This window comes from Amycolatopsis sp. GA6-003 (assembly GCF_046267895.1).
GTDB lineage: Bacteria > Actinomycetota > Actinomycetes > Mycobacteriales > Pseudonocardiaceae > Amycolatopsis.
Genome location: NZ_CP176499.1, coordinates 1555197 through 1579806, shown reverse-complemented (window position 1 = coordinate 1579806; position 24610 = coordinate 1555197). Strand labels below are relative to the sequence as shown.

The following is a 24610-nucleotide window of genomic DNA, read 5'->3' as shown; positions in this document are numbered from 1 at the left end:
GAGAACCATGGTGGACCCAGCACCGTTGCCCGAGGAGGTCGACGGACCCCGCACGGCGATCGTGACCGGCGCGGATTCCGGCATCGGCCGGGCGGTGGCCGTCGCGCTCGCCGGCGGGGGAGTGGACGTCGGAATCACTTGGCACAGCGACGAAACCGGCGCGGAGGAGACCGCGGCCGAGGCGCGGGAACAGGGCGTGGAAGCGCACGTGCGGCAGCTCGACCTGACCGACCTGCCCGCAGCGGGGAGCGTCGTGGACGAACTCGCGGACGAACTCGGCGGCGTCGACGTGCTCGTGAACTGCTCCGGCACCGGCAGCAGCGAACTCGCGATGGACATGGACTTCGACACCTGGCGCGGCGTCGTCGACGTCGACCTGCACGGCGTTTTCGTGTGCTCGCAACGCGCCGCGCGGCACATGATCGACGCCGGGCGCGGCGGCCGGATCATCACGATCACCAGCGTCCACGAACACGTGCCCCGGGTCGGCGCGGCCCCGTACTGCGCGGCGAAAGCCGGCGCCGGCGCGCTGACCCAGGTGCTCGCGCTCGAACTCGCCGAGCACGGGATCACGGTCAATTCCGTGGCGCCGGGCGAAATCTCCACCCCGATGACCGGCCAGACCGACGCCGACCCGCGCGACCAGGACCGCCCCGGGATCCCGCTGGGCCGTCCCGGCCACGCCCGGGAAGTCGCCGCGGCGGTGGCTTTCCTGGCCACCCCCGCGGCGGGATACATCACGGGTGCGTCCCTGGTGGTCGACGGCGGGCTGATCCGCATGGGCGCGCAGGCCGGAACCGCGTTCCCGGACCACAGCTGGCGGCGTCCCTAAGCCCGCTTTTCGCGGCTGCCGCCGAGCGCGATCGCCAAGGCGACCAGCGCGGTGAGCCCGTGCAGCCAGTTGTCCGCCCAGTTGAGATTCACCGGGTCGTCGCGTGCGGTGCTGAACGCCGTCGCCAGGATCCCGTACGCGGTCAGCCCGGTGAACGCCACGAACAGCACCCAGCAGTACGCGATGGAGCCGGAAAGCTTGCGTGCGGCCAAAAGTCCGAGCAGGCCGAGTGCGGTGTGGACGATGTTCAGCACCGTGCTGGAACTGAACAGCCAGACGACGCGCGTGGTGTCGTGCCCGCCGTGCGCGGTTTCCGGCACGAAGAACCCGGCGATGCCGAGGGCCAGGTAGATCAGCCCGAGCACGGCGACGACCGGACGGGCCCAGGAACGGGTGGTGACCGTCGGCATGGGGGACTCCTTTTCCTTGCGGCCGTACTTCCCTTGGCGCGCACCAGTTTTTCCGGTCACTCCTCGCGGAGCGACTTCGCGACGGAACCGCCGGCCTCGTCCGCTTGCTCGCCCGGGTCCGGGTCGGCCCGGCGCCGCGGGAGATCCTCGTCCGGGGCCACGGCCTCGGCCGCCTCCGCGCGGGCAAGCGTCTCGTCGTCGGGCGGGTTCGGCACGGGCTGGACGTCCGGCTGTTCCTCGGCGAGCCTGCGGCCGAGCGGCTCGCCCTCGCGCGCCTCGGCGGGGGTCGTGGCCTGCCGGGTCGCCGGGCTCCAGCGTTCGGCCGGTTCGACGCCGGCCTCCAGCGGGTCGACTCGCAGTTCGTCCTCGTCGAGAGATTCGGATTGATCGAGCGTTTCGGGCTCAGCCGGATCGCTGTCGGCCATTGTGCTCCCTTCTCGCTTGCTTTGTTCGCCGGATACCCGCTGGGAACGGGACAAAACGGTTTCTCAGGCGGCGGCGAGGTCGCGGATCGCGGCCTGGGCTTTCTGGATTTCCTGTCCGACCAGGAGCGCGGTGAAGCGCGCGACCGAGGCGCTGTGCGCGGCCGAGGCGACCGCGTCGCAGGCTGCCTGCGCGTCGTCGGAGACATGCCGCACGCGGCCGCCGAGCAGCGCTTCCTCGAGCTGCGCGGACAGGTCGGGCAGGAGTTCGGAGAGATCGTCGGCGAGGAGGCTCAGCAAACCGAGCGTCCGGTACAGCTGGGCGGGGGAGTCGTAGCCGCCGGCACCGGCTTCGCGACGGAGCCGGCGCAGCGCGGTCTGCGCCTGCTCGGCCGGTGCGGGAGACGTCGCTGAATGGTCCATGGAACGGCAGTACCCGGTGGTGGCACGGCTAACCGGAAGGGTTGCGGCCGGTTGCTCCGGGTATCCGGGGACGATGAACGAGATCGTCGAACTGATCCGGAGGCGCGGCTGCCTCGCCGAGCCCCGCGACGCGGAACGGATCGCGCACGCGGTGCTGCGGACGCTGTCCGAACGGATTTCCCCGGAGGCGGCGGCAAGCCTGGCGGTGCAACTGCCGGTCGAGCTGGCCGAGGACCTCCGCCCGGGCGGCGGCGCGGGAGAACGCTTCGAACTGGAGGACTTCGTCGGCCGGATCGCGGAGCGGGCGGACTTGCCGGACCCGGAGGCCGTCCACCGGACGGGCGTGGTGCTGGAGGTACTGGGCCGCGAGACGGTGCGGGTGGCCGCCGAGGTGTGGGAGGTGCTGCCGGAATCGCTGCGGCATCTGGTGGAGGCTCCGGCCGCTTGACGGTGCTGCCTCCGGGCCGGTGATGGTGCCTGAGGCTGGGGGGTGCCGTTGCGGCGGCTGGTGGAGGCTGCGGCTGCTTGACGGTGCTGCCTCCGGGCCGGTGATGGTGCCTGAGGCTGTGCGGCGCTGCCGTCGCGGCGGCTGGTGGAGGCTTGCGGGATCGTTCAGCCGTGGCGTATTCGCCCCCCCGTGGGCTGGCGTGGCGGGGTGGGGTCGGGTGACCGTGGCGTCTCCGGGGCTGGTGCGGCTGGGCGTGGCCGTTCGATGGTGCGCGGGGTCTGGGCGGTGCTGCCGTCGCCGCGTCTGATCGAGACTCCGGCTGCCTGTCCGCTCAGGCGTTCCGCATCCGGGGCCGGTGCGGCTGGGCGTGGCCGCCGGGTTCGCTCGGGATGTCGCGGTCCACGTGGTCGGCGTGGTGGAGCGCCTGGGCCAGGAGTCCGCGGACGTGCTCGTCCGCGGCGGAGTAGTACACGAACGTTCCCTCGCGCCTGCCCTTCACCAGGCCCGCGAGCCGGAGCTTGGCCAGGTGCTGGCTGACCGCCGTCGGGGCGGCCCCGGCCAGTTCGGCGAGGCAGGCCACCGACGATTCTCCCTGCAGCAGCGCCCAGAGCACCTTGATCCGCGTCGGGTCGGAGAGCAGGCGGAAGCTTTCCGCGGCCAGGTGGACCTGCTCGTCGGAGGGCATGTCGAAGTCCGGCAGGGAGGAGTGCATGACCTGCATGCTACCGTCCCTTCCTGGCTATCTGCGCATCTGCGCAGGTATGCTGGCAGGAGGCCGGCGCGTTCGCCCGGTCGCGTGAGTTCCGAGCATCCCGGGAGTTGTCGATGGCAGAGCCGCGTCAGGACCGTCCGCAGCCGGGGCACGTCCACGGCCACGGCCACCCGGAGACCTGGCGGCACCGCGTCAAGCACTTCCTCACCCCGCACAGCCACGACAGCGCCGACCGTCTCGACACCGCCCTCGAGACCAGCCGGCGCGGCATCCGGGCGCTGATCTGGTCGTTCGCCGCTCTGTTCGGCACCGCCGTCATCCAGCTGGCCCTCGTGGCGGTGACCGGTTCGGTGGCTCTCCTCGGCGACACCATCCACAACTTCGCCGACGCCCTCACCGCCCTCCCGCTGGGCATCGCCTTCGCCCTCGGCCGCCGCGCCGCGACTCGCCGCTACACCTACGGGCTCGGCCGCGCCGAGGATCTGGCCGGAGTCGTCGTGGTGCTGATCATCGCCGGATCGGCCGCGCTCGCCGCGTACGAAGCGATCGACCGGCTGCTGCACCCGCATCCCGTGGAGCAGCTCTGGGTGCTCGCCGCGGCGGGAGTGGTCGGGTTCGCCGGAAACGAACTCGTCGCGCGGTACCGCATCGCCGTCGGCCGGGAAATCGGCTCCGCCGCCCTGGTCGCCGACGGCCTGCACGCCCGCACCGACGGGTTCACCTCGCTGGCCGTCGTCCTCGGCGCGCTCGGCGTCGCCCTCGGCTTCCCGGCGGCCGACCCGGTGATCGGATTGCTGATCACGGTCGCGATCCTGTTCGTCTTGCGCGACGCGGCGAAGGAAGTCTTCCGGCGGCTGATGGACGCCGTCGACCCGGCGACCGTCGAACTGGCCGAGCGGACAGCCGCGGCGGTGCCCGGCGTGGAGGGCGTCCGCGAGGTCCGGATGCGCTGGATCGGCCACAGCCTGCGCGCCGAACTCGCGATTCAGGTCGGCAACACGCTCACCGTCGAACAGGCGCACCACCTGGCGCACACCCTGGAACACGACCTGATCGCCGCGGTGCCCCGGCTGACCGCGGCGACGGTCCACGTCGAACCGGCGATCGGAGCGGAGACGGTGCACCTCGGCTGAGGCGCGCATCGGCCGATCGGTTGATCCGCCGCTCCGCCCGGTCCGGCCGGAAAGTCTGGCCACGCAGTCGATTCGCCGCCCCGGCGCCGCCGGGCACGGTTGAGGCATGGCAATCATCGAGGTGGACAGCCTCGTCAAGCGGTTCGCGACGAGCCGCCGCGGTACAACACATTTGCTGCTTGGAGATTTTGCCGCTCTAGACCGGTGCGTGCAGAGTCAGCTCGAACGGCGCGAACCCGCGGCCGCGGTAGAAGCGGATGGCGGATTCGTTGGCCGCATAAGCCGTGACGCTGGCTTGGTTCGCGCCGGATTCCCTCGCCCACGCGAAGAATTCCTCCGTCAAGGCCGTCGCGACCCCGGTTTCCCGGTGTGCGGGGTCGACGCGCAGGCTTTCCAGCACGCCGACCACCGCCCCCGGGCGAAGCGGGTTGGCGCGGCGGATTCGGCCGATCAGGTGGCCGATCGGGGAGCCCGTGGCGGAAAGCGCCAGCAGGCACTGGGAATCGGTGCGGTGCAACAGATCCGCGAAGTAGGCCAGGCCGTCCCGGCGTGGCCAGGAAACGTCCAGATACGGATCGCGCCGCCCGCCGTCCTCGGCGAACAAGGCTGCTGCCGAGGCGACGAGCTGCGGCACGGATTCGGGTGTGGCGCGGACGACGGAAGAGGTCATTCCGAAAACGCTAACCGGTCCGATTAATCTTGCAAATATCGAATTCCGCCGATCAATCGCCTTCCCGCGACCGCTAGGCAGGCCAGACCCGTTCCCCGCCGACCCACGTCTCCCGCACCCGCACCTGGTCCAGCGTTTCCGGATCGACGGCGAACGGATCCTCCGCCAGCACCGCGAAATCGGCCAGGAAACCCGGTGCGAGCCGCCCCTTCGTCGTTTCCTCGCCGGACGCGTAAGCCGACCCCGTCGTGTACACCCCGAGTGCGGCCTCGACGCTGATCCGCTGCGAAGGCCCGAACAACTCGCCGTCCGGGGCCCGCCGCGTCACGCAGCTGCGCAGGGCGTACAGCGGCGGGAACGGCCCGCACGGATGGTCGGACGAACCGGCCACCGCGACCCCGGCGTCGAGCATCGACCGGTGCGCGAACATCCGCTCGACGCGCTCCGCCCCGTAATACCGGGTCAGCTTGTCCCCGTGCGCGGCGGCGTAGTTCGCGAACGGCACCGCGACCATGCCGTGGCCGCGCATCCGCTTCAGGATCTCGTCGTCGATGATGGAACAGTGTTCGATGCGGTGCCGCGGGTCCTGCCGGGGGTGGGCGGCCTGGGCCTGGTCGACCGCGTCCAGGACGCGGCGGATCGCGCGGTCGCCGTTGGCGTGCACGCAGACTCGCCAGCCGGCGTCGTGCACGTGCCGCACGGTGTCGGCCAGTTCGGCCGCGCTCACGCGCTCGAGGCCATGGCTGTCGGTGCCTTCGATGGGCTGTTCGACCAGGCAGGTCCCGCCGTTGACGGCACCGTCGGCGAAGGTCTTGACGCCGCCGAGGCGCAGCCGCGTTTCCGGGGTGAGCGGGGACTCGGGGAGGGCGCGGAAGTAGTCGAAATGGTCGTAGGCGGCCAGCGCGTTGACCCGGAGCGTGAGCTGGTCCTGGTCGGCGAGATGGCGGAGGACCTGCCATTCGGTGCGGCCGACCAGTGCGTCGCCGACCGAGGTGATGCCCGCGGCGTGCAGGGCGGCGGCGTGCCGGGTGAAGGCGGCGGCCAGCACCTCGGTGGACGGGTCCCGCACGATCGTCGGGCGCGGGGTGAAGGCGGGGAACGCCAGGTCGTAGAGGGCCTGGTCGTGGATGACGCCGTCGAGACGGCCGGCGGCGTCGCGGCCGAGGTGGCCGCCGGGCGGCGGTTCGCTCGAGTCGGTCAGCCCGGCCAGCGCCAGGCCGGGGGAGTTGAGGACCCCGGCGTGCAGCGTCACGTGCACGACCAGCACCGGGTGGTCCGGGCAGGCCGCGTCCAGTTCGGCGCGGGTGAGCTCGCGGCCGCCGTTGCTGCGGAACGAGTCGTAGCCGCAGCCGATGACCCATTCGCCGGGCGGCGTCGCGGCGGCTCGTTCGCGCAGGGCCGCGGCGAGGTCGGCGGTCGAGCGGATTCGTGACGGCGACAGGTCGACCTGCAGCGTCTGGGCGGCGACGACGGTCGGATGCTGGTGGGCGTCGTTGAACCCGGGGACGACGGTGGCGTCGCCGAAATCGTGCACCTGCGCCGAGGGGAACTCCGCGCGCAGGTCGGCGACGGTGCCGTGCGCGACGACCCGTTCGCCGCGCGTCGCGAAGGCCGGAGGCTCGGCGCCGGACCTGGCCACGATGCGCCGGGCGGTGACGATCTGCGCGGTTTCCGGTGCGGACACGGGGTTCCTCCAGGGTCGACGGCGGACCGGGCGGCGCTGTGTCCACAAAGGACGGTGTGGCCACGGTGCCGCGCCGCCGATTCTAGGGGCGGCGCCGGCGGGGGCGCAGCGCCGAAGCGGGTTGCGGCATTCGGGTGATCTCCGCCCCATCCGGGCGAAGTCCGGAATGAGAACCGCCCGTCCGGCGGTGTATACGCTGGAAGCACAGGGCGTCCGGCCCGGCTCCGCGGCGGCGGGAGGCTCTCATGTCCGGCATCGGTGCGGCGCGGATCGCGCTCAGTGCCGCGGCCGAGCCGTGGGAAGTCCGGATCGGCCGCGACCTCGCCGACCGGCTCGACACCAAACCGCCTTCCCGCTGGTCCCGGCCGGGCGCGGCGGCCGAGGACCTCGCGGACCTGGTCGGCCCGGGCGAGGTGGTGCTGGCCCCGTCGGCGACCCGGCCGTCGGGCGGCGACGTGGTGTGGACGCCGGAGCAGGCGCTGGGCGCGGGCGCGCGCGGGGTGGCGCTGTGGGTCGACGACCTGCCGTACCCGCGCATCGTCGGCGCGATCCCGTACCCGGAGCTGATCGCGGTCGAGCACGCGATGGCCGGGAAACACGCGTGCCTGGTGCTGACCGGCGTCCGGACGACGCTGGTTTTCCGCTACCGCTCGTGGGCGTGGCCCGCGGTGGCGGACCTCGTGACGCACGTGCGGTCGCGCGCGCATCGGCCCGGCGCGGCGGAACCGGCGCACGCGGGCCCTCCGGCGCTCGACTGGGACCGGCTCCCGGCGTCGCCGCTGGTGGCGCTCGGACAGCCCCGGCACGCGCGCTATGTGGGCGCGGAACCGGAACTCCCGCGGCGGTGGCTGTGGCAGCAATCCCGCCCGGCCGCGTTCGTCGTGCTGACGCGGCAGGAGCTGGTCGTGGTCCGGCATGTGCAGGGCAGGCGGCCGTTGACGCACGGGGTGCAGCTGCTGGCGGTGGCGCGAAACCGGATCGCCGGTCTCGGCGGCCGCGGCGATCGGCTGCGCATCGCCGCTCCGGCGGGCCGGTACGAGGCGGAGCTGGGCGCCGAGCTGGCGCAGCAGGCGCGGTCGCGGTTCGGGCCGATGCTGCGCGCGGACGGACGGCGAACGGCGCGGAAGGTCTCGAAGGCTGCTCCACAAGCCTGACGGAAGTCCGTGAAGGGAACTCTGGGGAATCTGAAACCTGGTGATCGGCTCGATGTGCCGGTGGTGGCAGCGCACGCCGAGGCCATGACTAACCGCCCAGGCTCCGCAACACCCTCTCCGGGCCGATCCCCGGCGGGTTGTCACAAATCGGGCAGCTGTCCGGTCTTAGCCGACGATCTGGCTGTGCTACTCCCGAGGAGAACCCATGAGCTTGGCCCCTTCCGCCCGTCTCGACGAGGCGGTCCCTTCGCGGTACGCGCTGAAGGTCGGCGACATCGACGTGCTGGTGATCAGCGACGGCGTGCTGCCGATCACCGCCGAAACGCTGGCCACCAACGCCGACCGGGCCGATCTGTCCGCCTGGCTCCGCGAAATGTTCCTGCCGCCGGAGACGATCGACTGGCCGCTGAACGTCGCCGTGGTGCGCAGCGGCGGCCGGACGGTCCTGATCGATTCCGGGCTCGGCGCCGAATTCCCCGGTTTCCCGCGCGCCGGGCAGCTGGCGACGCGGCTCGTCGCGGCCGGGATCGACCCGGCGGCGGTGACCGACGTGGTGCTCACCCACCTGCACATGGACCACATCGGCGGGCTGCTCGTCGAGGGTCTCCGGGGCCGCCTGCGCGAGGACCTGCGGGTCCACCTCGCGTCGGCGGAGGCGGAGTTCTGGCAGGCGCCCGATTTCTCCCGCACCGTCATGCCGGAGCCGATCCCGGAAGTGCTGCGCACGACCGCCGCGCGGTTCCTCGACGTGTACCGCGGCCAGCTGCGGCCGTTCGAGACCGAGCACGAGGTGGCGCCGGGCGTGCGGATCTGCCGGACCGGCGGGCACACTCCCGGCCACAGCATCGTCCGGCTGGAGTCCGGCGGCGACCGGCTGACCTTCGCCGGGGACGCGGTGTTCCAGCCCGGTTTCGACAATCCGGACTGGTACAACGGTTTCGAGCACGACCCCGAGGAATCGGCGCGCGTCCGGATCCGGCTGCTGCGGGAGCTGGCGGCCAGCGGCGAGCAGCTGGTGGCCACGCACCTGCCGTTCCCGTCGGTCTGCCACGTGGCGGTGGCGGGCAACGCGTTCCGCTTCGTGCCGACGGTGTGGGACTACTGACCGCGTTCCCCGGGTGCGTTCTCGCACCCGGGGTTCCGTCGCGGCTACTGCACCGCGTGCTCTTGTGGTAAGCAAGCGGGCTATGCGCGGAAAGATGATGCGCGGCCTGGCGGTAGCCGCGATGAGCCTGCTGACCTGTCTCGTCGCCGCACCCCCGGCGCCGGCCGCACCGGAGCCGAAGGCGCCGCCGGAATTCGTCGCCCTGCGCGACATCGATCCGACCATCGTGCAGGAAATCCGGTACCGCACGCCGCACAACTTCACCGGCGCGCCGGTCGACGGCTACCGGCAGCCGATGTGCATCCTCACGCGGGACGCCGCCGTCGCCCTGCACAAGGCGCAACTGTCGTTCCTGCGCCAGGGCTACACGCTGAAGGTCTACGACTGCTACCGGCCGCAGCGCGCGGTCGACACCTTCGTGCGCTGGGCCGAAAACCTGTCCGACCTGCGGATGAAAGCCGAGTTCTACCCGCGCGTGGACAAGGACCGGCTTTTCGCGGACGGCTACATCGCCGCGAAATCCGGGCACAGCCGGGGAAGCACGGTCGACCTGACGCTCGTCCGCCTTCCGGCGCTCCCGACGCGGCCGTATCGTCCGGGCGAACCGCTGACGCCTTGCTACGGCCCGAAAGCCGAACGATTCCCGGACAACTCGCTCGACATGGGCACCGGCTTCGACTGCTTCGACACTCTCGCGCACACGCTCGACCCGCGGATCGCCGGCAAGCAGCGGGAGAACCGGATGCTCCTGCTGCACGGGCTGGAGCGGGCCGGATTCAAGAACCTGCCCGAGGAATGGTGGCACTACACGTTCAAGCCGGAGACCTTCCCGGACACCTACTTCGACTTCCCGGTCTCGCGGCGTTCGCTGAGCTGCCGTCCGTTCTAGGGCACTGGGCGACCGGCTTCGCGGCGGCAGCTGGAAAAGCGATTCCCCGGACTTTCCCGGACGGCTTCGTCAAGCTCGCGATCATGACGACCGACCTGGGGTTCGAGGACTTCGAGTGGGGCGTGTGGGTGTCGCTCAGCGAAGCCAGCTCCTCGCGCGTCACCGAACTGTGGGAGGACCCCGCCCGGGTCGGCGAACCGCCGTACTTCGCGGTCGAACAGCGGAACGGCATCGACCGGGCCCGGGTGCGGGAGATCGCCGAGCTGCTCCTGCATCCCGGGCGGTAGCCGCCTCAGCCCTTCCGCAGGTTCCGGCGCACCAGCGGCCAGAACGCCGCGATCACGGCCAGCGACACGATGCTGGTCCAGACCTGGGTGCGGGCGGAGTCGTCGGTCAGCAGCATCACGACGACGATCGCCACGACGCCGGCGACGGTCAGGATGCCGAGCCACGGGTGCAGCCACATCTTGAGCTTCAGCCCGGCGCGTTCCTCCGGCGTCATCTTCTGCCGCATCCGCATCTGGGTGAACGCGATGAACGAGTACACGAAGAGCGCGACCAGGCCCGCGGAGTTCATGATGAAGTCGAAGATGCCGGAGTCGGGCGCGACGAAGTTGACGAAGACCGCGAGGTACCCGCCGACCGTGCAAGCCACCACCGCGACGACCGGCACGCCGGACTTGTTCTTCCGGGCCACCGCGCGCGGGGCGAGCCGTTTCTCGCCGAGCGCGGAGAACATCCGCCCGGCGGAATAAAGCCCGGAATTGAGCACCGAACACGCGGCGGTGAGCACCACCGCGTTCATCACCAGACCGGCTCCGGGCAGCCCGAACAACGCGAAGGCGTGCGCGAACGGCCCCTCCTGCTTGGGATTCGGCAGCTGGTCCCACGGGACGATCGTGACGATCAGCAGCACCCCGCCGACGAAGAACAGCAGGATCCGCCAGATCACCGTGACGACGGCCTGGCGCACGCCCTTGGCCGGGTCCTCGGATTCGGCCGCGGCCATCACCGCGATCTCGGTGCCGAAGTAGGAGAAAATCACGATCGCGACGCCGCTGAGCACCGGCCACCAGCCGTGCGGCGCGAACCCGCCGTGCTGCCAGAGGTTCGGGATCGAAAAGCCCGCCTTCGGCCAGAGCCCGAGCGCGAACAGCGCGCCGACGGCGAGGAACACGACGATCGCGGCGACCTTGATGCTCGCCAGCCAGTACTCGACCTCGCCGAACGACCGCGCCGACACCAGGTTCGTCGCGGTGAAGAACAGCAGCAGCACGACGGAAAACGCCCACTGCGGCACGTCCGGGAACCACCCGCCGAGCACCGACCCGCCGACGACCGCCTCGAACGCGATCACGCCGATCCAGTAGTACCAGTACAGCCACCCGACGAGATACCCCGCCCACTCGCCGAGCCCCGCCCGGGCGTACTCCATGAACGACCCGATCGCCGGCCGCGCCGCCGCCATCTCCCCGAGCATCCGCATCGCGAGGAAGACGAGCAGCCCGCCGAGGAGATAGGAGACGACGGCCGCGGGCCCGACGGACCGCACGACGTTGCCGGAGCCGACGAAGAGGCTGGCCCCGATGATCCCGCCGAGGGCGATCATGGTGATGTGCCGGGAGCGGAGCTTCGTGGGGCTGCTCTTGGGCGTTGGTGCGGCGGCTTCGGTTGGGGTGGTGGGGGCTGTGGCTGCTTCGGTTGGGGTGGCGGGGGCTGCGGCTGCTTCGGTTGCGGTGGCGGGGGTTGTGGCTGCTTCGGCTGAGGTGGTGGGGCCTGTGGCTGCTTCGAATGGGGTGGTGGGGGGTGGGGTTGCGTCGGCGGGGGTCGGGTTGTATGCGGTCGCTCCGCCACCGGCCACCTCGCCCGGAGCGCTCGTGCGCGGGGTCGGTTCGCCGGGGTCCGCTTCGCTCGCGGTTGTTCGGCCTGCGGTCGTGCGGGCGGTGGCTTTGTCCGCCGCCGAATCGGCCGAGGTTGTCTCGCGTGCGGTCGTTTCGCCCGGGGCAGTTGTGCGTGCGGTCGCTTCGCCCGGGGCAGCTGTGCGTGCGGCCATTTCGTCCGGGGTCGCTGTGCGTGCGGTCGTTTCGCCCGGGGCAGTTGTGCGTGCGGCCGCTTCACCCGGGGCAGCTGTGTGTGCGGTCGCGTCCTCCGGGGTCGCCGTGCGAGCGGCTGCCTCGGCCGGGGTCGCGTCGCCCGCGGTGGCCTCGCTCCGGGTCGCCTCGTCGGGGGAGTCCGGGTTTCCGTGGCCCTGCCCGGTGATCCGATCAGCCATCGATCGATCTTCCTCTCGTCCGGCCGTGCTGTCCCCGCGGCTGGCCCGGCCGACAACGATGCCGGAACCGGGCCTCGCTGACGCGGGACAGTCTGCGGCCGCCGGGTCTGTCGAGGCTAGGGGCGGGCAGCGGAGGATGCCGGACGTAACAGTTGTCGATCATCCGAATGGAGCAGCGAAACCCTGCCGTGAATGCCGGATTTGTCTGGTGATAGCCAGGCAAGCTGCGGAATCCGTCGTTCAGGCTCGCTCGAAGTCGCGCAGTGTCTCGGTGATCTGGTGCCTCGTGCTCGCCGCGACGCGGGGATTCGTTGCCGCGTAAGCGGTGTAGGCGTTGAGGCCGGTGCTCAACGCGTAACCGCGGCCGCGGGTCCAGGTGTCCTCGTCGAGGCCCGCCTCGGCGCGGAAGATCTCGCGAGCCGGAGGCGGGAGGAGGGTCCACGCGATCAGCGCGTCGCAGGCTGGGTCGCCGACCCCGAGTCCGCCGAAGTCGAGGACTGCGCTGACCTCGCCGTCGTTCAGCAGCAGGTTGCCGGGGTGCAGGTCGCCGTGCACCCACACCGGCGGATGCGGCCACGGCGGTGCCGCGAGCGCGGCGTCCCAGACCGCGGTGAGCGCGGAGCTGTCGAAAACGTCGGCGGTCCCGGCGATCGCGATCCGGGTGTCGGCGTCCCGGCGGGCTAGCGGCGCGCCGATGAACCCGTTGTGCGGCCCCGCGGCGAGCGACGGGTCGGCGGGGATCCGGTGGAGTGCTGCGACGAACCGCGCCAGTTCCGCCGCGGTTCGGTCCGGGTGCGCGAGCCCGCCGATCTCCGGCGGCGAGCCCGTCAGCCAGCGCGACACCGACCACTGCCACGGATACCCTTCGCCCGGCGAGCCGAGCGCGACGGGCTCGGGAATCGCCAACGGCAGGTGCGCCGCGAGCCGGGGGAGCCAGCGGGATTCCTTCTCCGGCTGCCCCGCTGCCCATTCGCCGCGCGGCAGGCGCACGGACAATTCGTCGCCGAGCCGGTAGATGACGTTGTCCGACCCGGCCGGGTCGAGCCGCGACAGCGGGAGAGCCGCCAGCTCGGGCAGCTGGGCGGCGAGGAGACGCTTGACCAAGGCCGCGTCGGCGGAGTGGGTGGTCGGCAAAGGCGAATCTCTCGGGGAAAGGTCCGGAATGTTCGCCTTGATCAGACCACGCAACGCCGTGCTCGTCTAACGGTTTTCGCTCTCCCGGGCAGGTCGGCCAGCGTGGAAGGTCAGTGCGGCTGGGAAAGATCGCCCGGGCGGAAGGCTTCTACCGTAATGCTCACCGGTCCGTCGAGTTCGGTTTTGTGTTCTCGGGGGTAGACCCAGCGCAGCGAGGCTGTCGACCCGGTTCCGGTATAGCCTCGTTCGTAGAAGATCTTGCCGTCGCTTTGGTAGCCGGAAATCGAGTAGTGGTCGCCTTCGTCCTTGCGGTAGGTCACTCGCCCGCCGGTTGATTCTTCCTTGGCCGCCGCGTCGGCCAATGCTGCCGCGGTGGTGCCGCCCGAGTTGGTGCCCCATACGGTCAAAGTCGCGTCGAGGGACGGGTTGGCGAACGTCATTCCGTCGCCGTTTTCCGGCTGGTAGGAAGCGGCGGTGTAGCCCTCGGGAACGCGCGTGGTGAAGCCGAACCGCGGGTTGGTGTAGGTGTTGCTGACCGCCGGAGCGGTCGACGAAGACGGCGGTGCGGAAGGCGTGGTGGTGCCTAGCATCGCCACGAATTTCGGCTGGAACAGGTCGGCGATTTCACCGTATGGAACCGTCACGGTTTCTTTTCCGGCGGCGGTGACGCAGCCCAGGTCGTACCACAGGATTTCGAATTCGGCCCCGGCCTTGGTGAATCCGAGCGACGCCGCCGGGACGTGGCCGCGGTCCGGGGTTCGGTCGGCGGCGTCGATGGTGGATTTCCGGCCTGCCTCGGCGAAGGAGGACAGCTCGCAGAAACCGTTTTTGGTGTGCGGTTCGATGCGTTCGGTGAGTGTTTTCATGCCGGCGGCGGTGAGTGTTTCGGGCCGGAAGATGTCCTTCGGGCCGAGTGCGTTTCCGGTGGTGAGGTCGACGGTGACGGTTTCCGCGAAGCGCCACGTGGTGTGCCACAGCACCTTCGAGTCGAGATCGTGGTCGTACCGTACGGAAAGCAGGCTCGGGGTCTGCAGCAGGATCCGCGCGGTCGAATGCGCGGCGGGGGTTTCCCCGGCTTCGGTGAACAGCTGCTGCCACTCCGGATTGGCGCGGGCGTCGCGGATGGCTTTCAGGCGTTTGTCGATCGGGGCGCGCAAAGAATCGTTGGTGCGTTTCCGCACGGCGGCATCCGGTCCGCCGGAAACTTGCGGGTATTGCAGACTATAGGAGACCGGGAGGGTTTGGTCGCGGCCGGAATCGGTGTGGATCGCTACCGTGAGGGCCGCGGGCGCCGGCGGATCGTCTTGTCGGTTGAAGACCAGGATTCCGCCGGTGACCAGTGCGCCGACCACCACCAGCACCGCGACGACCTTGCCGACGATGACCGCGGTCGCTCCGGCTCCGGTGCCGGCGGCGGGCACCCCGGCCGCGACGGCTCCGGCCCCGGCTCCGACGGGCGCGGCGGCGGTGCCGGCGGTGGTCAGCAGGGCCAGCGGGGTGAGCGCGGTCAGGGCGGCGGCCGAGGCGGCCAGGCGCTTCCAGCCGCGTTTCTCCCAGTCCTTTCCGTACGCCTGGCGAGCGACGGTTTCCAGTTCGGACACGAAAGCGTCCGCTGTGGACGGTCGCCACGCCGGGTCTTTGGCCATGCCGCGCGCGATCAGCGGACGCAGCTTTTCGGGCACCGCGTCGAGCGGCACGGGCGCCATCTGGTGCAGCGAACGCAATTCCTCGGTGGTGGTGGCCTCGAACGGCTGGTGCCCGGTGATGCATTGGTAGAACACGCAAGTGGCGGCGTACACGTCGGTGGCGGGCCGACCCGGTTGCCCGGCCCATTGCTCGGGCGCCATGTACGACGGGGAACCGGCGGTCAGTCCATTGTGTCCGTCCAAAGTGGCCAGTCCGAAGTCGACCAGTTTCGACTGGCCTTCCCGGGACACCAACACGTTTCCCGGTTTGTAGTCGCGGTGCACGACCCCGGCGGCGTGCGCGGCGGCGAGACCGAGCAGCGAACCCTTGAGAACGGCCAGCGCGGATTCCGGGGCGAGGACGTTTTCGGTCGCCAAGAGCGCGCGCAGGGACACGCCGGGCACGGTCTCCATCACCAGGGCGGCGCCGTGCGGCGTCTCGACGAAATCGAACAGCTGCACCACGTGCGGGCTTCGGACGCCGGACAGCAGCCACGCCTCGCGCCGGAACGCGGCGGCGATGTCCGGGTCGGCGAGATACTCCGCGAGCAGGTACTTGATCGCGGCCATCCGGCCGGATTCCTGGTGCTTGGCCAGCACGACGCGGCCGAAGCCGCCGACGCCGAGCACGTCGACCTCGGTGAACCCAGGCACTTGCCAGTCGCTCATCCCCGCCGCTTCCCCTCTCCGCGAGGCCGGTCGCGGTCGGCGAGATCGTACTCCGCGACTGTGGCATCCGGGGCGGAGTTGTCACATTTGTGCCCGGCCGAGGGACGGCGGTTCCGGGTCGGGGGCATCCTGGCCGCTCAGCAGGCGCAGTCCCGGCTCGGTGGTGCGATAGAGGACCTCGCGGCCGGACCGCTGCCCGGCGACCAGGCCGCTGTCCCGTAAGACCCGGAGGTGCTGCGAAACCGCGCTCGGCGACACGCGCAGAGCTTCGGCCAGGCCGGTGGTCGTGGCGGGGGAGCGCAGGGTTTCGAGCAGTTCGGCGCGGCGGCGGCCCAGGAGACGGACCGCGGGTTCGGCGGGACGGCGCTCGGCGGCTGTCCACAATGCACCGCTGCCCCGGGCCGGATAGCGGATCGTGGTCTGGGTGGTGGTGTGCAGTTTGATCATCACCCACGGCGGGCCGAGCACGACGGGGGAGAGCACCAGGCCGCCGGCAGGCCGACCGGGCGACGGGCGCCGGTCGCCGTCGAGAGTGAGCCGGCCGTGGTGCCAGTTCAGTCCGGCGTGCAGACCGGTGAACAGGTGGCCCGCGCCGCCGTCGGCCCACTGTCTGGCGCGGTAGGCGATGTCGGCGTCGAGAACGGCGCGCAGCCGGGCCCAATGCGGGGCGATCAGGCGGTCGTGCGCCTGGCGGAGTTCGGCGGCGACGGCGCGGAGCCCGGCCGCGGGGTCGGCGGCGAGTGCCCTGGCCGGGGCGGGCAGGTCGGCGCCGAAAACGCCACGCAGGCTCCGCCGGACCTGGCTCGGGGTGGTCCGGCGCAGCGCGGCGAGCGCCTCGTCGATCGTGCTCGCCGCGCGGGCCGGGGCGGGCAGCAGGAACTGCGGCCAGCTGGTCCGCCCGGTGACGAGCAACGGCCAGGTCCAGGACAGGTCCAGCGGACGAGCGGCGAGTTCGGCGGCGGCCCAGCGGGTCCAGCGTGCGTGGCGCGCCCGGCCCCAGCAGCCGGCCAGGGCCTGCAGACCGGAGACGGTTTCGGACAGCGGCGACACGGCGAGCCTGGTCCTGGCGAGGTCGTCGGTGCTCAGGGGGAGGGTCAGCGGCACGTCGCGATTATGCGGCAGTTGGTCGTGGTGCGGGAGGTTGCCGGGCGGGTGGGTGCTCTCCGGGGAGGTCAGGGTGGTGGCTGGCTTGCCGGTGCGGCGGGGCGGCTGAACCAGCGGTTTAGGTCTTGCTGGTCGTCGCTGGTTCAGGGGACGTATTCGGTTCGGGCAGCGGTGACACGGCGAGCCTGGTTGCGGCCAGGTCGTCGGTGCTGAGCGGGACGTCGCGATTATGCGGCAGCTGGTCGTTGTGCGGGAGGTTGCCGGATGGGCGGGTGCTCTCCGGGGTGGTCAGGGTGGTGGCTGGCTTGCCGGTGCGGCGGGGCGGCTGAACCAGCGGTTTAGGTCTTGCTGGTCGTCGCTGGTTCAGGGGACGTATTCGGTTCGGGCAGCGGTGACACGGCGAGCCTGGTTGCGGCCAGGTCGTCGGTGCTGAGCGGGACGTCGCGATTATGCGGCAGCTGGTCGTTGTGCGGGAGCTTGCCGGATGGGCGGGTGCTCTCCAGGGCGGTCAGGGTGGCGGCTGGTCTGCCGGTGCGGCGGGGCGGCCGAACCAGCGGGCGAGCTGGTGGTTCAGGTCGTACTGGTCGTCGCCGATCCAGGCGACGTATCCGTCGGGGCGCAGCAGGACGGCTGGCGCGTCCAGGGCGGCGGCGGAGTCCGCCAGGAGGTCGACCCGGTCCGCCCAGCCGTCGACGGCCAGCCGTTCGGTGCGGTCTAGCACCAGGCCGCGGCCGCGGTGCAAGTGGTCGAAGAGGCGGCCCTGTTTCAGGGCGAGGTCGGGCAGGCGGCGGCCGAGCAGGTCGGGGCCTTCGCCGAAGTCGTAGCGGAGGTCGATCGCGGTGATTTTCCCGATCAGGCGGCGGTTGACCTCGTCGAGGTCCATCAGCTCGGCGAGCAGCCGCCGCACGGCCCGCGGTCCCGGCTCGGCGGACGACAGTTCCATCTGCGCGCGGGTGTTGTCGAGAACGTCCGCGGCGACCGGACGGCGTTCGGCCGGATAGGTGTCCAGCAGCGGGTCCGGAGCCCAGCCGCGGACCTGGGCGGCCAGCTTCCAGCCGAGGTTGAACGCGTCCTGCACGCCCAGGTTGAGGCCCTGCCCGCCGGCCGGCGGATGGAGGTGCGCGGCGTCGCCGGCCAGCAGCACCCGGCCGACGCGGTACCGGTCGGCCAGCCGGGTGGCGTCGCCGAAGCGGGACAGCCAGCGCGGCGAGTGCACGCCGAAATCGGTGCCGGCGACGGTGCGCAGTCGTTCTTGGAAGTCTTCGAGAACGGGTGGTTCGGCGCTGAGTCCGGCGGCGGGGACCACGACGCGATAGATCCCATCTTCGACCGGACTCAGCAGGAACCGCTTGTCGGCCGCCCGGATCTCGGCCACCTTGGCGGCGATCTCCTCCGGCGGCGCGGTCGCGGCCATCTCGCCCATCAGGGTCTCGTTCCGCGAGGGTTCGCCCGGGAAGCCGACGCCGAGCAGTTTGCGCACGATGCTGCGCGCGCCGTCGCAGCCGACGAGGTACTTCGACCGCAGCCGTTCGCCGTCGGCCAGTTCGACGGTCACTCCGTCCTCGTCCTGCTCGAAACCGGTGACCGGGCATCCGTGCCGGATCTCGGCACCCAGCGCCATCGCGTGGTCTTCGAGCAGGCGGACGACGACCGGCTGCGGGATGCCCAGCAGGTAAGCGGACGCGAGGTCTTCCGGCGCGGGTTTGGCGATGCCGGCGAAGATGCCGCCTACCGGACGCCGCCGTCCGCGGTCGAGGAACGGCTGCAGCAGCCCGCGCATCGCGAGTTGTTCGAGGCTGCGGATGTGCAGGCTGACGATGCGCGCGAGCGGGACGGGCTCGGTTTCCCTTTCCAGGACGAGAACCCGCACGCCGTGCAGCCGGAGTTCGGCGGCCAGCGTCGCGCCGGTCGGACCGCATCCGGCGATGACGACGTCGATCATGAACCACCTGTTCGTCCAGCCACCGCCCCGCGCCTGCCAGTCTGCGGCACCCGGGTTCGCCCGGCAACCGGATATTCGCCCGCCCGGCCTTCGCCAACGCTGCCGGGCGGGCGGCGGTGCTCAGGGGAAGATGACGTCCGAGCAGGAGTAGAAGGCCTCGCCGGAGTCGGGCCAGTGGCGTTGCCAGATCGAGTAGATCAGGTGCCTGCCGCTGCGCCCGCCGGGCAGGTTGGCCCGGAGCTGGTAGGCGTTGCCGGCGATCGGCGGGTTGTCCTGCTTGTAGAACGGGGTGTCTTCGAGGTCGGACCACTTGAGCGGTTTCGTCGGGTCGTAGCCCGGTTTGGTGACGTACAGCTCGAAGGTGCCCTCGTGCGCGGCGGTCAGCTGGTACTGGAAGGTGTACGGGCCGCTGCCCGGCAGCGTGGTGGCCGGCCAGTCGTCGCGGGCGAGGTCGAGCCCCTTGTACTTGTCGCGGCCGGCGCTGCACAGCTTGCCGTCCGGGATGATCTCGCGGCTGCGGCCGCTGGCGTCCCCGATGTTGACCTCGTCCCAGTCGTAGATCGGCCAGCTGTCGCCGACCGCGACGGCGGCCTTGCACGCGGCGGACTGCGGATTCTCCGGACCCTCCTGGAAACACTGCATGATCCGGCTGATCGGAGTGCCCATCGAACCGTGCGCGAGAGCGGGAACGGCGGTGACCGCCGAGGCGGCGCCGAACACGGCGGTCAGAATCGCGACCTTGACGGCGGAGCGGGAGAACTTCATCGCGGGCTTCCTCTCCTGAGAGGTCTAGACCATGCCACGGTAGGCGGGCCCGGGCGCGGGGGTGTAGGCCCGAAAGTCGGGCACGGGGGATTTCGTGCTTGCTGCGATCGCGTCGGTGTCCGGGGATTGGGGGGCGGGGCTGGTGTGGTCGGGGTCGGTTGTTCGTGTTCGCCGGGTGGATGCGGGCGTGGGGCGGGGCCGGTGGGTCGGGGTTGGTTGTTGGTGCTCGTCGGGCGGATGGGGGGTGGGGCGGTGTGGTCTGGCTGGTTGTGCGTGTTCGCCGGGTGGATGGGGGTAGGGGGTGGTGTTGCTTGGGTTTGTCGGTTATGCGCGCCAAATGAGTGCGGCGTGGTGTGGTCGGGCTTGTCGTTCGTGCGCGCGGAGCGGGCGGGGGCGCGGGGCGGTTTTGCCGGGGCTTGTCGTTTCTGTGCGCCAGGGGGTGTGGAGCGGCGTGGTGGGGGGCTGCCGTTCCTGTGCGTGGAGCGGGTGCGGGGTGCAGAACGGTGCGGCCGGGCTTGTCGGTCTTGCGTGCCAGGCGGTTGCGGGGTGTGGAGCGGTGTGACGCAGGCTGGTCGCTCTGCGCGCCGAGTGATTGCGGGTGCGGAGCGGCGTTGTCGGGGCTTGCCGTTACTGCGCAGCAAGCGGATGCCGCCGAGCACACCCGTCCCGCCAGGCCTCGGCGACCGCCCTGCGCGCAGTCGCGCGGACAGCAGCAAGCTGCCCTCGTCGGTGCCCCGGCCCGTAGGGATTTCCCCACGTCGCTGCGCTATCCCGCCGATTGACTCCGTCCGCAAACCGGAACTTTCGATGTAGCCCCAGTCTACATGATGGCGAACGCATGTTCGACCCGAGAAAACTCCCGCCCATGAAGCGACGCGACCCCCAAGCCAAGCTCCCCGCCGCGTACTGGCGGTTGTGGTGGGCCTCGGCGGTGGACAACGTCGGCGACGGGATCTTCTCGGCCGCCGTTCCCCTGCTGACGGTCACGCTCACTCGCGATCCCGTGCTGGTTTCGGTCGTCTCGGCGGCGACTTACCTCCCGTGGCTGCTGCTCTCCTTACCCGCGGGCGCGCTCGTGGACCGGCGGGAGCGGGTTGGGCTGTTGTGGCGGTCGCAGGCTTTGCAGGCGGCGATCGTCGCGGTGGTCGCCGTCCTGGTCGGGGTGGGCCGGATCGACATCGTGGGGCTGGCGGTGACTGGGTTCGGCCTCAGTGCGTGCGAGGTCGTGTTCGCGAACGCGTCCCTCGCGGTGGTGCCGGATCTCGTTCCCGAGGCGCGGTTGCACCGGGCGAACGGCAGTCAGTACGCGGTTGCCACGGCGGGGCAGTTGTTCGTCGGGCCGCCGGTCGGCAGTCTGCTTTTCGCGGCTGCGGCGGCGTTGCCGTTCGGCGTGGACGCGGCTTCGTTCGTGGTGTCCGCCGCGATACTGGCGACCTTGCCTCGACGTCCATTGCCGCGGAGGGCGCAGCCGCCAATCCGGGTCGCGGTGGCGGAGGGGGTGCGCTGGCTCGGGCGGCACCGCCTGTTGCGGACGTTGGCTGGGCTGCTCGCGGTGAACACCTTCTGCTACCAGCTCGGCAACGTCACGGTCGTGCTGCTCGCGACGCAGACTCTGCACGTCAGCGAGCGCGGTTACGGCGTGCTGCTCGCCGGGGCGGCGGTCGGCAGTGTGCTCGGCGGGATGGCCAACGCGCGGATCGTGGCGAAAATCGGTGCGCTGCAAGCATTATTGACGGCGTTGCTCGCCAACGCGGTGCTCTTCGTGCTCATCGGAACCAGTCCGAACGCGGTCGTTCTCGGGGTCCTGCTGGGGGCCAACGGATTCGCCACCACGCTCTGGAGCGTCGTCACGGTCAGCCTGCGGCAGCAGGCGGTGCCGACGGAACTGCGCGGGCGGGTGCACAGCGTTTACCGGATGCTGGGCTGGGGCCTGATGCCGCTGGGGTCGCTGGCCGGCGGACTGGTCGCGGACGCGTTCGGCATCCGGGCGGCGTACCCGGTGGCCGGGGTGCTGCGAGGGATCGCGTTGGCGGTTGCGCTGCCGGTGCTTCTGTCGGCGATGCGGGCCGGGAAACGGGCGGCTTAGCGGCGGTCCGCGGGTGGCTGAGGGGAAGCGAGCAGTTCGGCGGACTCGTGCAAGACGCCGCCCAGCATCACCTTGCGGACGTTGGCCGCCGCGGTGATGTCGGCGAGCGGATCGCCTTCGACGAAGACCAGATCGGCCAGTTTGCCCGGGGCGACGGCACCGAGATCGTCGCTTCTTCCCAGCAGCCGGGCCGCGTTGGCGGTTGCCGTGCGGAGCGCTTGGTACGGGCTGAAACCGTGGGCGACCATAGCGCGAAGGTTGAGATGCAGGCTCAGCCCGAGGAAGTCGATGGGTGCGTCGGTGCCCGCGACCACCAGGCCGCCTCCGTCGTGGATGCGGCGCAGGGTTCCCACTGCCGACGCGAGAACGTGTTCCAGGGTTTCGCGCACCGCGGGTTCGGTCACCGCGGCGGTCACCTGGGCGAGCGCTTCGGCTTCCCAGCGCGGAAACAGCGCGCGGACGCGAGGGTCGCTGGTCCAGTCGTGCTCGGCCAGCAGGACCGCGGCGGAGAAGAGCGTGGGAGTGAGCGACATGCCGCTGGTCGTCAGCGTGGACACGACGTCGGAGTAGGTGCGGCCGCGGCGGGTCATCGTCTGCGAATACCCGAGCCTGGTCGACGCGCCCAGATGCTCGACCCCGTCCAAGCCGAGCCAGGCGGCCGGGTGCAGGTAGTGGGACGTGACCGGGATTCCGGCCGCGCGGCCCGCCTCGGCGAGCGCGCGTTGCCCGCTGACCGGCAGCCGCACGTAGGCCTTCAGCAGGCGGTGGCCGAGCGCGCGAGCGCGGGCCAGTTCGCGTTCGACCTCCGCTGCCGAGGCGGTCGGCCGCATGAACCCGTAGTAGACGCGGCTGCCGTCGATCGGCTCGCCGGTGCCGAAGCAGCGCGGGCCCACCTGGCGGCCGGCGAGCAGAGCTTCTTCTTCCTGCAGCGCCTCGTAAGCCGGGTCGCCGGCCGACCGGACGGCGGTGATTCCGAACGACAACCAGAGTTTTCCTTGCCGCGCGCCGAAAAACCGGCCTTTGAGCCGGTTGTGCACGTGCGCGTCCGTCAGTCCGGGCAGCACAGTCAGGGCGGAGGCGTCGACGCGCCGCCCAGGACGGTCTTCGCGATGGTCGTCGACCGCTGCGATCCGGTCGTGCTGGACCACGACGTCGACGTTTTCGCGCAGCGCCCGGGATTGGCCGTCCCACAGGCGGCCGGCGTGGATCACGGTAGGACCGGAGGTTCTGGCCGCGGTGTAGCGGAGTCCCGTCTCGACAGTGCGGATCCGGCCGGTGGCCACGTCGGCCAGACGGAGTTTTCCGCCGCTGAGATAGAGGATCTGCCGCCCGTCGCCGCTCCAGGACGGCGCGTCGGCGATTTCGCCGGTCAGCCGGCGGGGTTCGGCCGTGGGACGGCCGGCGCGGTCGACGGGCAGCAGATGCAGCTGTCCGCCGAGGACGCAGGCCATGCTCGTGCCGTCCGGCGACCACACCGGCCCGTCGTACCCGCGGGAGCTGAGGGAGCGGTGCGGCGCGGCTTCGTGGACGGTGCTTTCGCCGGAGCGCGCATCGAGGACCAGGATCCCGTTGCCGCCCTCGCGAAACCGGGCCGAGTACGGCCGGGCCACGGCCATCGCGAGCTTCGTGCGGTCCGGGGACCAGCTGGGCCGCCCGGGGTACCACTGCGGGCCGAGAAGCTGCCGAACCTCGCCGTCCAGGGAAGCGAGGAAGAGAGCGCCTTCGTGGTCCTGGAAGGCGATGGCGGTCCTGTCCGGGGACCACGCCGGGGCGACCGCCGCCCCGTTCGTGCTGGTGAGCCTGCGCTGGTTTCCGGTGGCCAGCTCGTGCAGCCAGAGGGCCGGGCTGCCGGACCGGTCGCTGACATAGACCAGCTGCTGCCCGTCCGGTGCCCAGGCGGGCTCGGCGGTCAGCGCGTCGTCCCGGGTGAGCCGCTGTGCCGGACCGTCGAGCGGCATCGTCCAGAGCGAGCCGAGCGCACAGAACGCGATGCGGTCGCCGGCGGGGGAAAGCGCCGGGCTCACGATGCCCCGCACCGGGCCGGAATCCGCACGGCGCGGCGGGATCCGGGTCGCCGGACGGCGCGGCGGGTCCGGTACCTCCGCCTCGAAACTGATGTCGCGTACCGTTCCGGTCGCCAGGTTGCGCCGCCGGATGCGTCCGTCCGCGGTGTAGACCACTTCGGTTGGGGAGAGCCAGTGCGCCCGGAAGCCGAAGACGTCCTCGTCGGGCGCGGACACTGTCCGGTCCCCGATGACCAGTGCCGTGCGCCGTGCGTAACTCCCTAGCCGTTTCGGGGTGACGCCTTCGAAGCGGACGTAACCGATCTCCTGTCCGTCGGGGGTCCAGAACGGAGCGGCGAGCTGCGCGCCGTCCGCCTCCACCCGCCGTTCCCAGTCCCCGTGTGCGTCCACCACGTCGATCGCGGCGCCGTCGGCGGTGAACGCGAGCCGCTGGCCGTCGGGGGACCAGGCGGGTGCGGCTTCCTCGGCCGTGCTGTCCGCCCACGTCGTGATCCGCCCGGTCGCCACCTCGAGGACATGGATTCCGTAGCCGCGGCCCAGATCCGCCGAGAAGGCGAGCCGCGTGCCGTCCGGGGAGAAGGCGGGTTCGCGGTGGTCGTGCGGACCGGTGGTGAGCTGCCGCGGGTCCTGTCCGGGCACGACGGTCCAGAGCTGGAAAGCGCCGGTGCGATAGGACTGGAACGCCACGGCCCGCCCGTCCGGGGACCAGTCGGGCGAGGTCGCGTCGGCCAGCGGGCCGGTCGCCGCGGCCGCGGGCCCGCCGCCGGCCGGGACGATCCAGATCCGGCTGAGCAGATCGATCGCGACGGCGCCGGACGGGGCGAGCGCGGCGCGGAAGTGGGTTCCCTCGGCGATCCGGATGGTTCCTCCCCGGTTCATTCCCGGCATCCGGGAAATGGTCTGCGCGGCCCGTCCGAAGGCTGCGGCCGCTTCCGCACCGGTGTAGCATCCGCGGGGAACGCAAGCGAGCGGATTGTCTTTTCCGGCGAGGGGGAATTCGCGGTGCCGAGGACAACGCCCGGCCGGGGCCGATCGGAATTGGCCGGG

Annotated in this window: 21 protein-coding genes; 8 read left to right on the top strand and 13 right to left on the bottom strand. The window is 71.3% G+C overall.

All coding sequences use genetic code 11. The annotated features are described in order from the left end of the window. Positions 1–7: 7 nt before the first annotated feature. The gene (locus F9C12_RS06545; RefSeq protein ID WP_409465172.1) at positions 8–832 is read left to right on the top strand and encodes an SDR family oxidoreductase; all 825 of its coding nucleotides are present in this window, start codon (positions 8–10) and stop codon (positions 830–832) included. On the opposite strand, the gene F9C12_RS06540 is transcribed toward F9C12_RS06545, so the two are convergent. The 3 genes from F9C12_RS06540 to F9C12_RS06530 all read right to left on the bottom strand — a co-directional run bounded on the left by F9C12_RS06540 (position 829) and on the right by F9C12_RS06530 (position 2087). Beyond that, positions 829–1242, bottom strand: coding sequence for a DUF4383 domain-containing protein (locus F9C12_RS06540; protein ID WP_409465171.1), 414 nt, complete (start codon positions 1240–1242; stop codon positions 829–831). The genes F9C12_RS06545 and F9C12_RS06540 overlap by 4 nt on opposite strands. Before the next feature lie 56 nt (positions 1243–1298). After that, positions 1299–1667 carry a hypothetical protein gene (locus tag F9C12_RS06535; protein ID WP_409465170.1) on the bottom strand — a complete coding sequence of 123 codons (369 nt, stop codon included), beginning with the start codon at positions 1665–1667 and terminating at the stop codon, positions 1299–1301. Positions 1668–1730: 63 nt separating this feature from the next. Continuing rightward, positions 1731–2087 carry a hypothetical protein gene (locus F9C12_RS06530; protein ID WP_409181076.1) on the bottom strand — a complete coding sequence of 119 codons (357 nt, stop codon included), beginning with the start codon at positions 2085–2087 and terminating at the stop codon, positions 1731–1733. Between the two features lie 73 nt (positions 2088–2160). Between F9C12_RS06530 and F9C12_RS06525 the strand changes: the two genes are divergently transcribed. Beyond that, on the top strand, positions 2161–2535 hold the full coding sequence (locus F9C12_RS06525) for a DUF2267 domain-containing protein (protein WP_409181075.1): 375 nt from the start codon (positions 2161–2163) through the stop codon (positions 2533–2535). A gap of 331 nt (positions 2536–2866) precedes the next feature. Here the strand turns inward: F9C12_RS06525 and F9C12_RS06520 are convergent, their stop codons facing one another. Further along, positions 2867–3247 carry an ArsR/SmtB family transcription factor gene (locus F9C12_RS06520; protein WP_354746552.1) on the bottom strand — a complete coding sequence of 127 codons (381 nt, stop codon included), beginning with the start codon at positions 3245–3247 and terminating at the stop codon, positions 2867–2869. A gap of 113 nt (positions 3248–3360) precedes the next feature. Here F9C12_RS06520 and F9C12_RS06515 point away from each other — a divergent pair, with 113 nt between their 5' ends. Continuing rightward, entirely contained in the window at positions 3361–4380 is a 1020-nt protein-coding gene (locus tag F9C12_RS06515; protein WP_409465169.1) for a cation diffusion facilitator family transporter, read from the top strand. Positions 4381–4576: 196 nt separating this feature from the next. Here F9C12_RS06515 and F9C12_RS06510 read toward each other — a convergent pair whose 3' ends face one another. Together F9C12_RS06510 and F9C12_RS06505 are read right to left on the bottom strand one after the other, a co-directional pair. Further along, positions 4577–5050: a GNAT family N-acetyltransferase gene (locus F9C12_RS06510; protein WP_409465168.1), complete on the bottom strand. Its 474-nt coding sequence runs from the start codon at positions 5048–5050 to the stop codon at positions 4577–4579. A 73-nt stretch (positions 5051–5123) separates the two neighbouring features. Next, positions 5124–6734, bottom strand: a complete 1611-nt coding sequence (locus F9C12_RS06505) for an amidohydrolase (RefSeq protein ID WP_409465167.1) — start codon at positions 6732–6734, stop codon at positions 5124–5126. A 245-nt stretch (positions 6735–6979) separates the two neighbouring features. Here F9C12_RS06505 and F9C12_RS06500 point away from each other — a divergent pair, with 245 nt between their 5' ends. The 4 genes from F9C12_RS06500 to F9C12_RS06485 all read left to right on the top strand — a co-directional run bounded on the left by F9C12_RS06500 (position 6980) and on the right by F9C12_RS06485 (position 10169). Next, on the top strand, positions 6980–7888 hold the full coding sequence (locus F9C12_RS06500) for a hypothetical protein (protein WP_409465166.1): 909 nt from the start codon (positions 6980–6982) through the stop codon (positions 7886–7888). A gap of 205 nt (positions 7889–8093) precedes the next feature. Next, positions 8094–8993, top strand: coding sequence for an MBL fold metallo-hydrolase (locus F9C12_RS06495; protein ID WP_409181066.1), 900 nt, complete (start codon positions 8094–8096; stop codon positions 8991–8993). A gap of 82 nt (positions 8994–9075) precedes the next feature. Next, positions 9076–9882, top strand: a complete 807-nt coding sequence (locus tag F9C12_RS06490; RefSeq protein ID WP_409465165.1) for a M15 family metallopeptidase — start codon at positions 9076–9078, stop codon at positions 9880–9882. An 83-nt stretch (positions 9883–9965) separates the two neighbouring features. Further along, positions 9966–10169: a DUF2199 domain-containing protein gene (locus tag F9C12_RS06485; protein ID WP_409465164.1), complete on the top strand. Its 204-nt coding sequence runs from the start codon at positions 9966–9968 to the stop codon at positions 10167–10169. A 5-nt stretch (positions 10170–10174) separates the two neighbouring features. Here the strand turns inward: F9C12_RS06485 and F9C12_RS06480 are convergent, their stop codons facing one another. The 6 genes from F9C12_RS06480 to F9C12_RS06455 all read right to left on the bottom strand — a co-directional run bounded on the left by F9C12_RS06480 (position 10175) and on the right by F9C12_RS06455 (position 19453). After that, the gene (locus tag F9C12_RS06480; RefSeq protein ID WP_409465163.1) at positions 10175–11491 is read right to left on the bottom strand and encodes an amino acid permease; all 1317 of its coding nucleotides are present in this window, start codon (positions 11489–11491) and stop codon (positions 10175–10177) included. A gap of 903 nt (positions 11492–12394) precedes the next feature. Continuing rightward, positions 12395–13288: an aminoglycoside phosphotransferase family protein gene (locus F9C12_RS06475; RefSeq protein ID WP_409465162.1), complete on the bottom strand. Its 894-nt coding sequence runs from the start codon at positions 13286–13288 to the stop codon at positions 12395–12397. Positions 13289–13398: 110 nt separating this feature from the next. Beyond that, positions 13399–15642 (bottom strand): serine/threonine-protein kinase, encoded by a 2244-nt coding sequence (locus tag F9C12_RS06470; RefSeq protein WP_409465161.1) that lies wholly within the window; start codon positions 15640–15642, stop codon positions 13399–13401. A gap of 81 nt (positions 15643–15723) precedes the next feature. Further along, on the bottom strand, positions 15724–16746 hold the full coding sequence (locus tag F9C12_RS06465; RefSeq protein ID WP_409465160.1) for an ArsR/SmtB family transcription factor: 1023 nt from the start codon (positions 16744–16746) through the stop codon (positions 15724–15726). Between the two features lie 508 nt (positions 16747–17254). After that, on the bottom strand, positions 17255–18688 hold the full coding sequence (locus tag F9C12_RS06460) for an FAD-dependent oxidoreductase (protein WP_409465159.1): 1434 nt from the start codon (positions 18686–18688) through the stop codon (positions 17255–17257). 120 nt (positions 18689–18808) lie between these two features. Continuing rightward, positions 18809–19453: a lytic polysaccharide monooxygenase gene (locus F9C12_RS06455; RefSeq protein WP_409465158.1), complete on the bottom strand. Its 645-nt coding sequence runs from the start codon at positions 19451–19453 to the stop codon at positions 18809–18811. Positions 19454–20318: 865 nt separating this feature from the next. Here F9C12_RS06455 and F9C12_RS06450 point away from each other — a divergent pair. Then, the gene (locus tag F9C12_RS06450; RefSeq protein WP_409465157.1) at positions 20319–21539 is read left to right on the top strand and encodes an MFS transporter; all 1221 of its coding nucleotides are present in this window, start codon (positions 20319–20321) and stop codon (positions 21537–21539) included. Here the strand turns inward: F9C12_RS06450 and F9C12_RS06445 are convergent. Beyond that, the gene (locus F9C12_RS06445; RefSeq protein ID WP_409465156.1) at positions 21536–24451 is read right to left on the bottom strand and encodes an amidohydrolase family protein; all 2916 of its coding nucleotides are present in this window, start codon (positions 24449–24451) and stop codon (positions 21536–21538) included. The genes F9C12_RS06450 and F9C12_RS06445 overlap by 4 nt on opposite strands. Between the last annotated feature and the right edge of the window lie 159 nt (positions 24452–24610).

Bases quoted from the DNA above. Each gene is read 5' to 3' on its own strand.
- F9C12_RS06530 (WP_409181076.1), bottom strand. From the start codon at position 2,087: ATGGACCATTCAGCGACGTCTCCCGCACCGGCCGAGCAGGCGCAGACC.
- F9C12_RS06455 (WP_409465158.1), bottom strand. From the start codon at position 19,453: ATGAAGTTCTCCCGCTCCGCCGTCAAGGTCGCGATTCTGACCGCCGTG.
- F9C12_RS06540 (WP_409465171.1), bottom strand. From the start codon at position 1,242: ATGCCGACGGTCACCACCCGTTCCTGGGCCCGTCCGGTCGTCGCCGTG.
- F9C12_RS06490 (WP_409465165.1), top strand. From the start codon at position 9,076: ATGCGCGGAAAGATGATGCGCGGCCTGGCGGTAGCCGCGATGAGCCTG.
- F9C12_RS06535 (WP_409465170.1), bottom strand. From the start codon at position 1,667: ATGGCCGACAGCGATCCGGCTGAGCCCGAAACGCTCGATCAATCCGAA.
- F9C12_RS06520 (WP_354746552.1), bottom strand. From the start codon at position 3,247: ATGCACTCCTCCCTGCCGGACTTCGACATGCCCTCCGACGAGCAGGTC.
- F9C12_RS06510 (WP_409465168.1), bottom strand. From the start codon at position 5,050: ATGACCTCTTCCGTCGTCCGCGCCACACCCGAATCCGTGCCGCAGCTC.
- F9C12_RS06460 (WP_409465159.1), bottom strand. From the start codon at position 18,688: ATGATCGACGTCGTCATCGCCGGATGCGGTCCGACCGGCGCGACGCTG.
- F9C12_RS06445 (WP_409465156.1), bottom strand. From the start codon at position 24,451: ATGCCGGGAATGAACCGGGGAGGAACCATCCGGATCGCCGAGGGAACC.
- F9C12_RS06485 (WP_409465164.1), top strand. From the start codon at position 9,966: ATGACGACCGACCTGGGGTTCGAGGACTTCGAGTGGGGCGTGTGGGTG.
- F9C12_RS06470 (WP_409465161.1), bottom strand. From the start codon at position 15,642: ATGAGCGACTGGCAAGTGCCTGGGTTCACCGAGGTCGACGTGCTCGGC.
- F9C12_RS06450 (WP_409465157.1), top strand. From the start codon at position 20,319: ATGAAGCGACGCGACCCCCAAGCCAAGCTCCCCGCCGCGTACTGGCGG.
- F9C12_RS06500 (WP_409465166.1), top strand. From the start codon at position 6,980: ATGTCCGGCATCGGTGCGGCGCGGATCGCGCTCAGTGCCGCGGCCGAG.
- F9C12_RS06525 (WP_409181075.1), top strand. From the start codon at position 2,161: ATGAACGAGATCGTCGAACTGATCCGGAGGCGCGGCTGCCTCGCCGAG.
- F9C12_RS06515 (WP_409465169.1), top strand. From the start codon at position 3,361: ATGGCAGAGCCGCGTCAGGACCGTCCGCAGCCGGGGCACGTCCACGGC.
- F9C12_RS06480 (WP_409465163.1), bottom strand. From the start codon at position 11,491: ATGATCGCCCTCGGCGGGATCATCGGGGCCAGCCTCTTCGTCGGCTCC.
- F9C12_RS06545 (WP_409465172.1), top strand. From the start codon at position 8: ATGGTGGACCCAGCACCGTTGCCCGAGGAGGTCGACGGACCCCGCACG.
- F9C12_RS06495 (WP_409181066.1), top strand. From the start codon at position 8,094: ATGAGCTTGGCCCCTTCCGCCCGTCTCGACGAGGCGGTCCCTTCGCGG.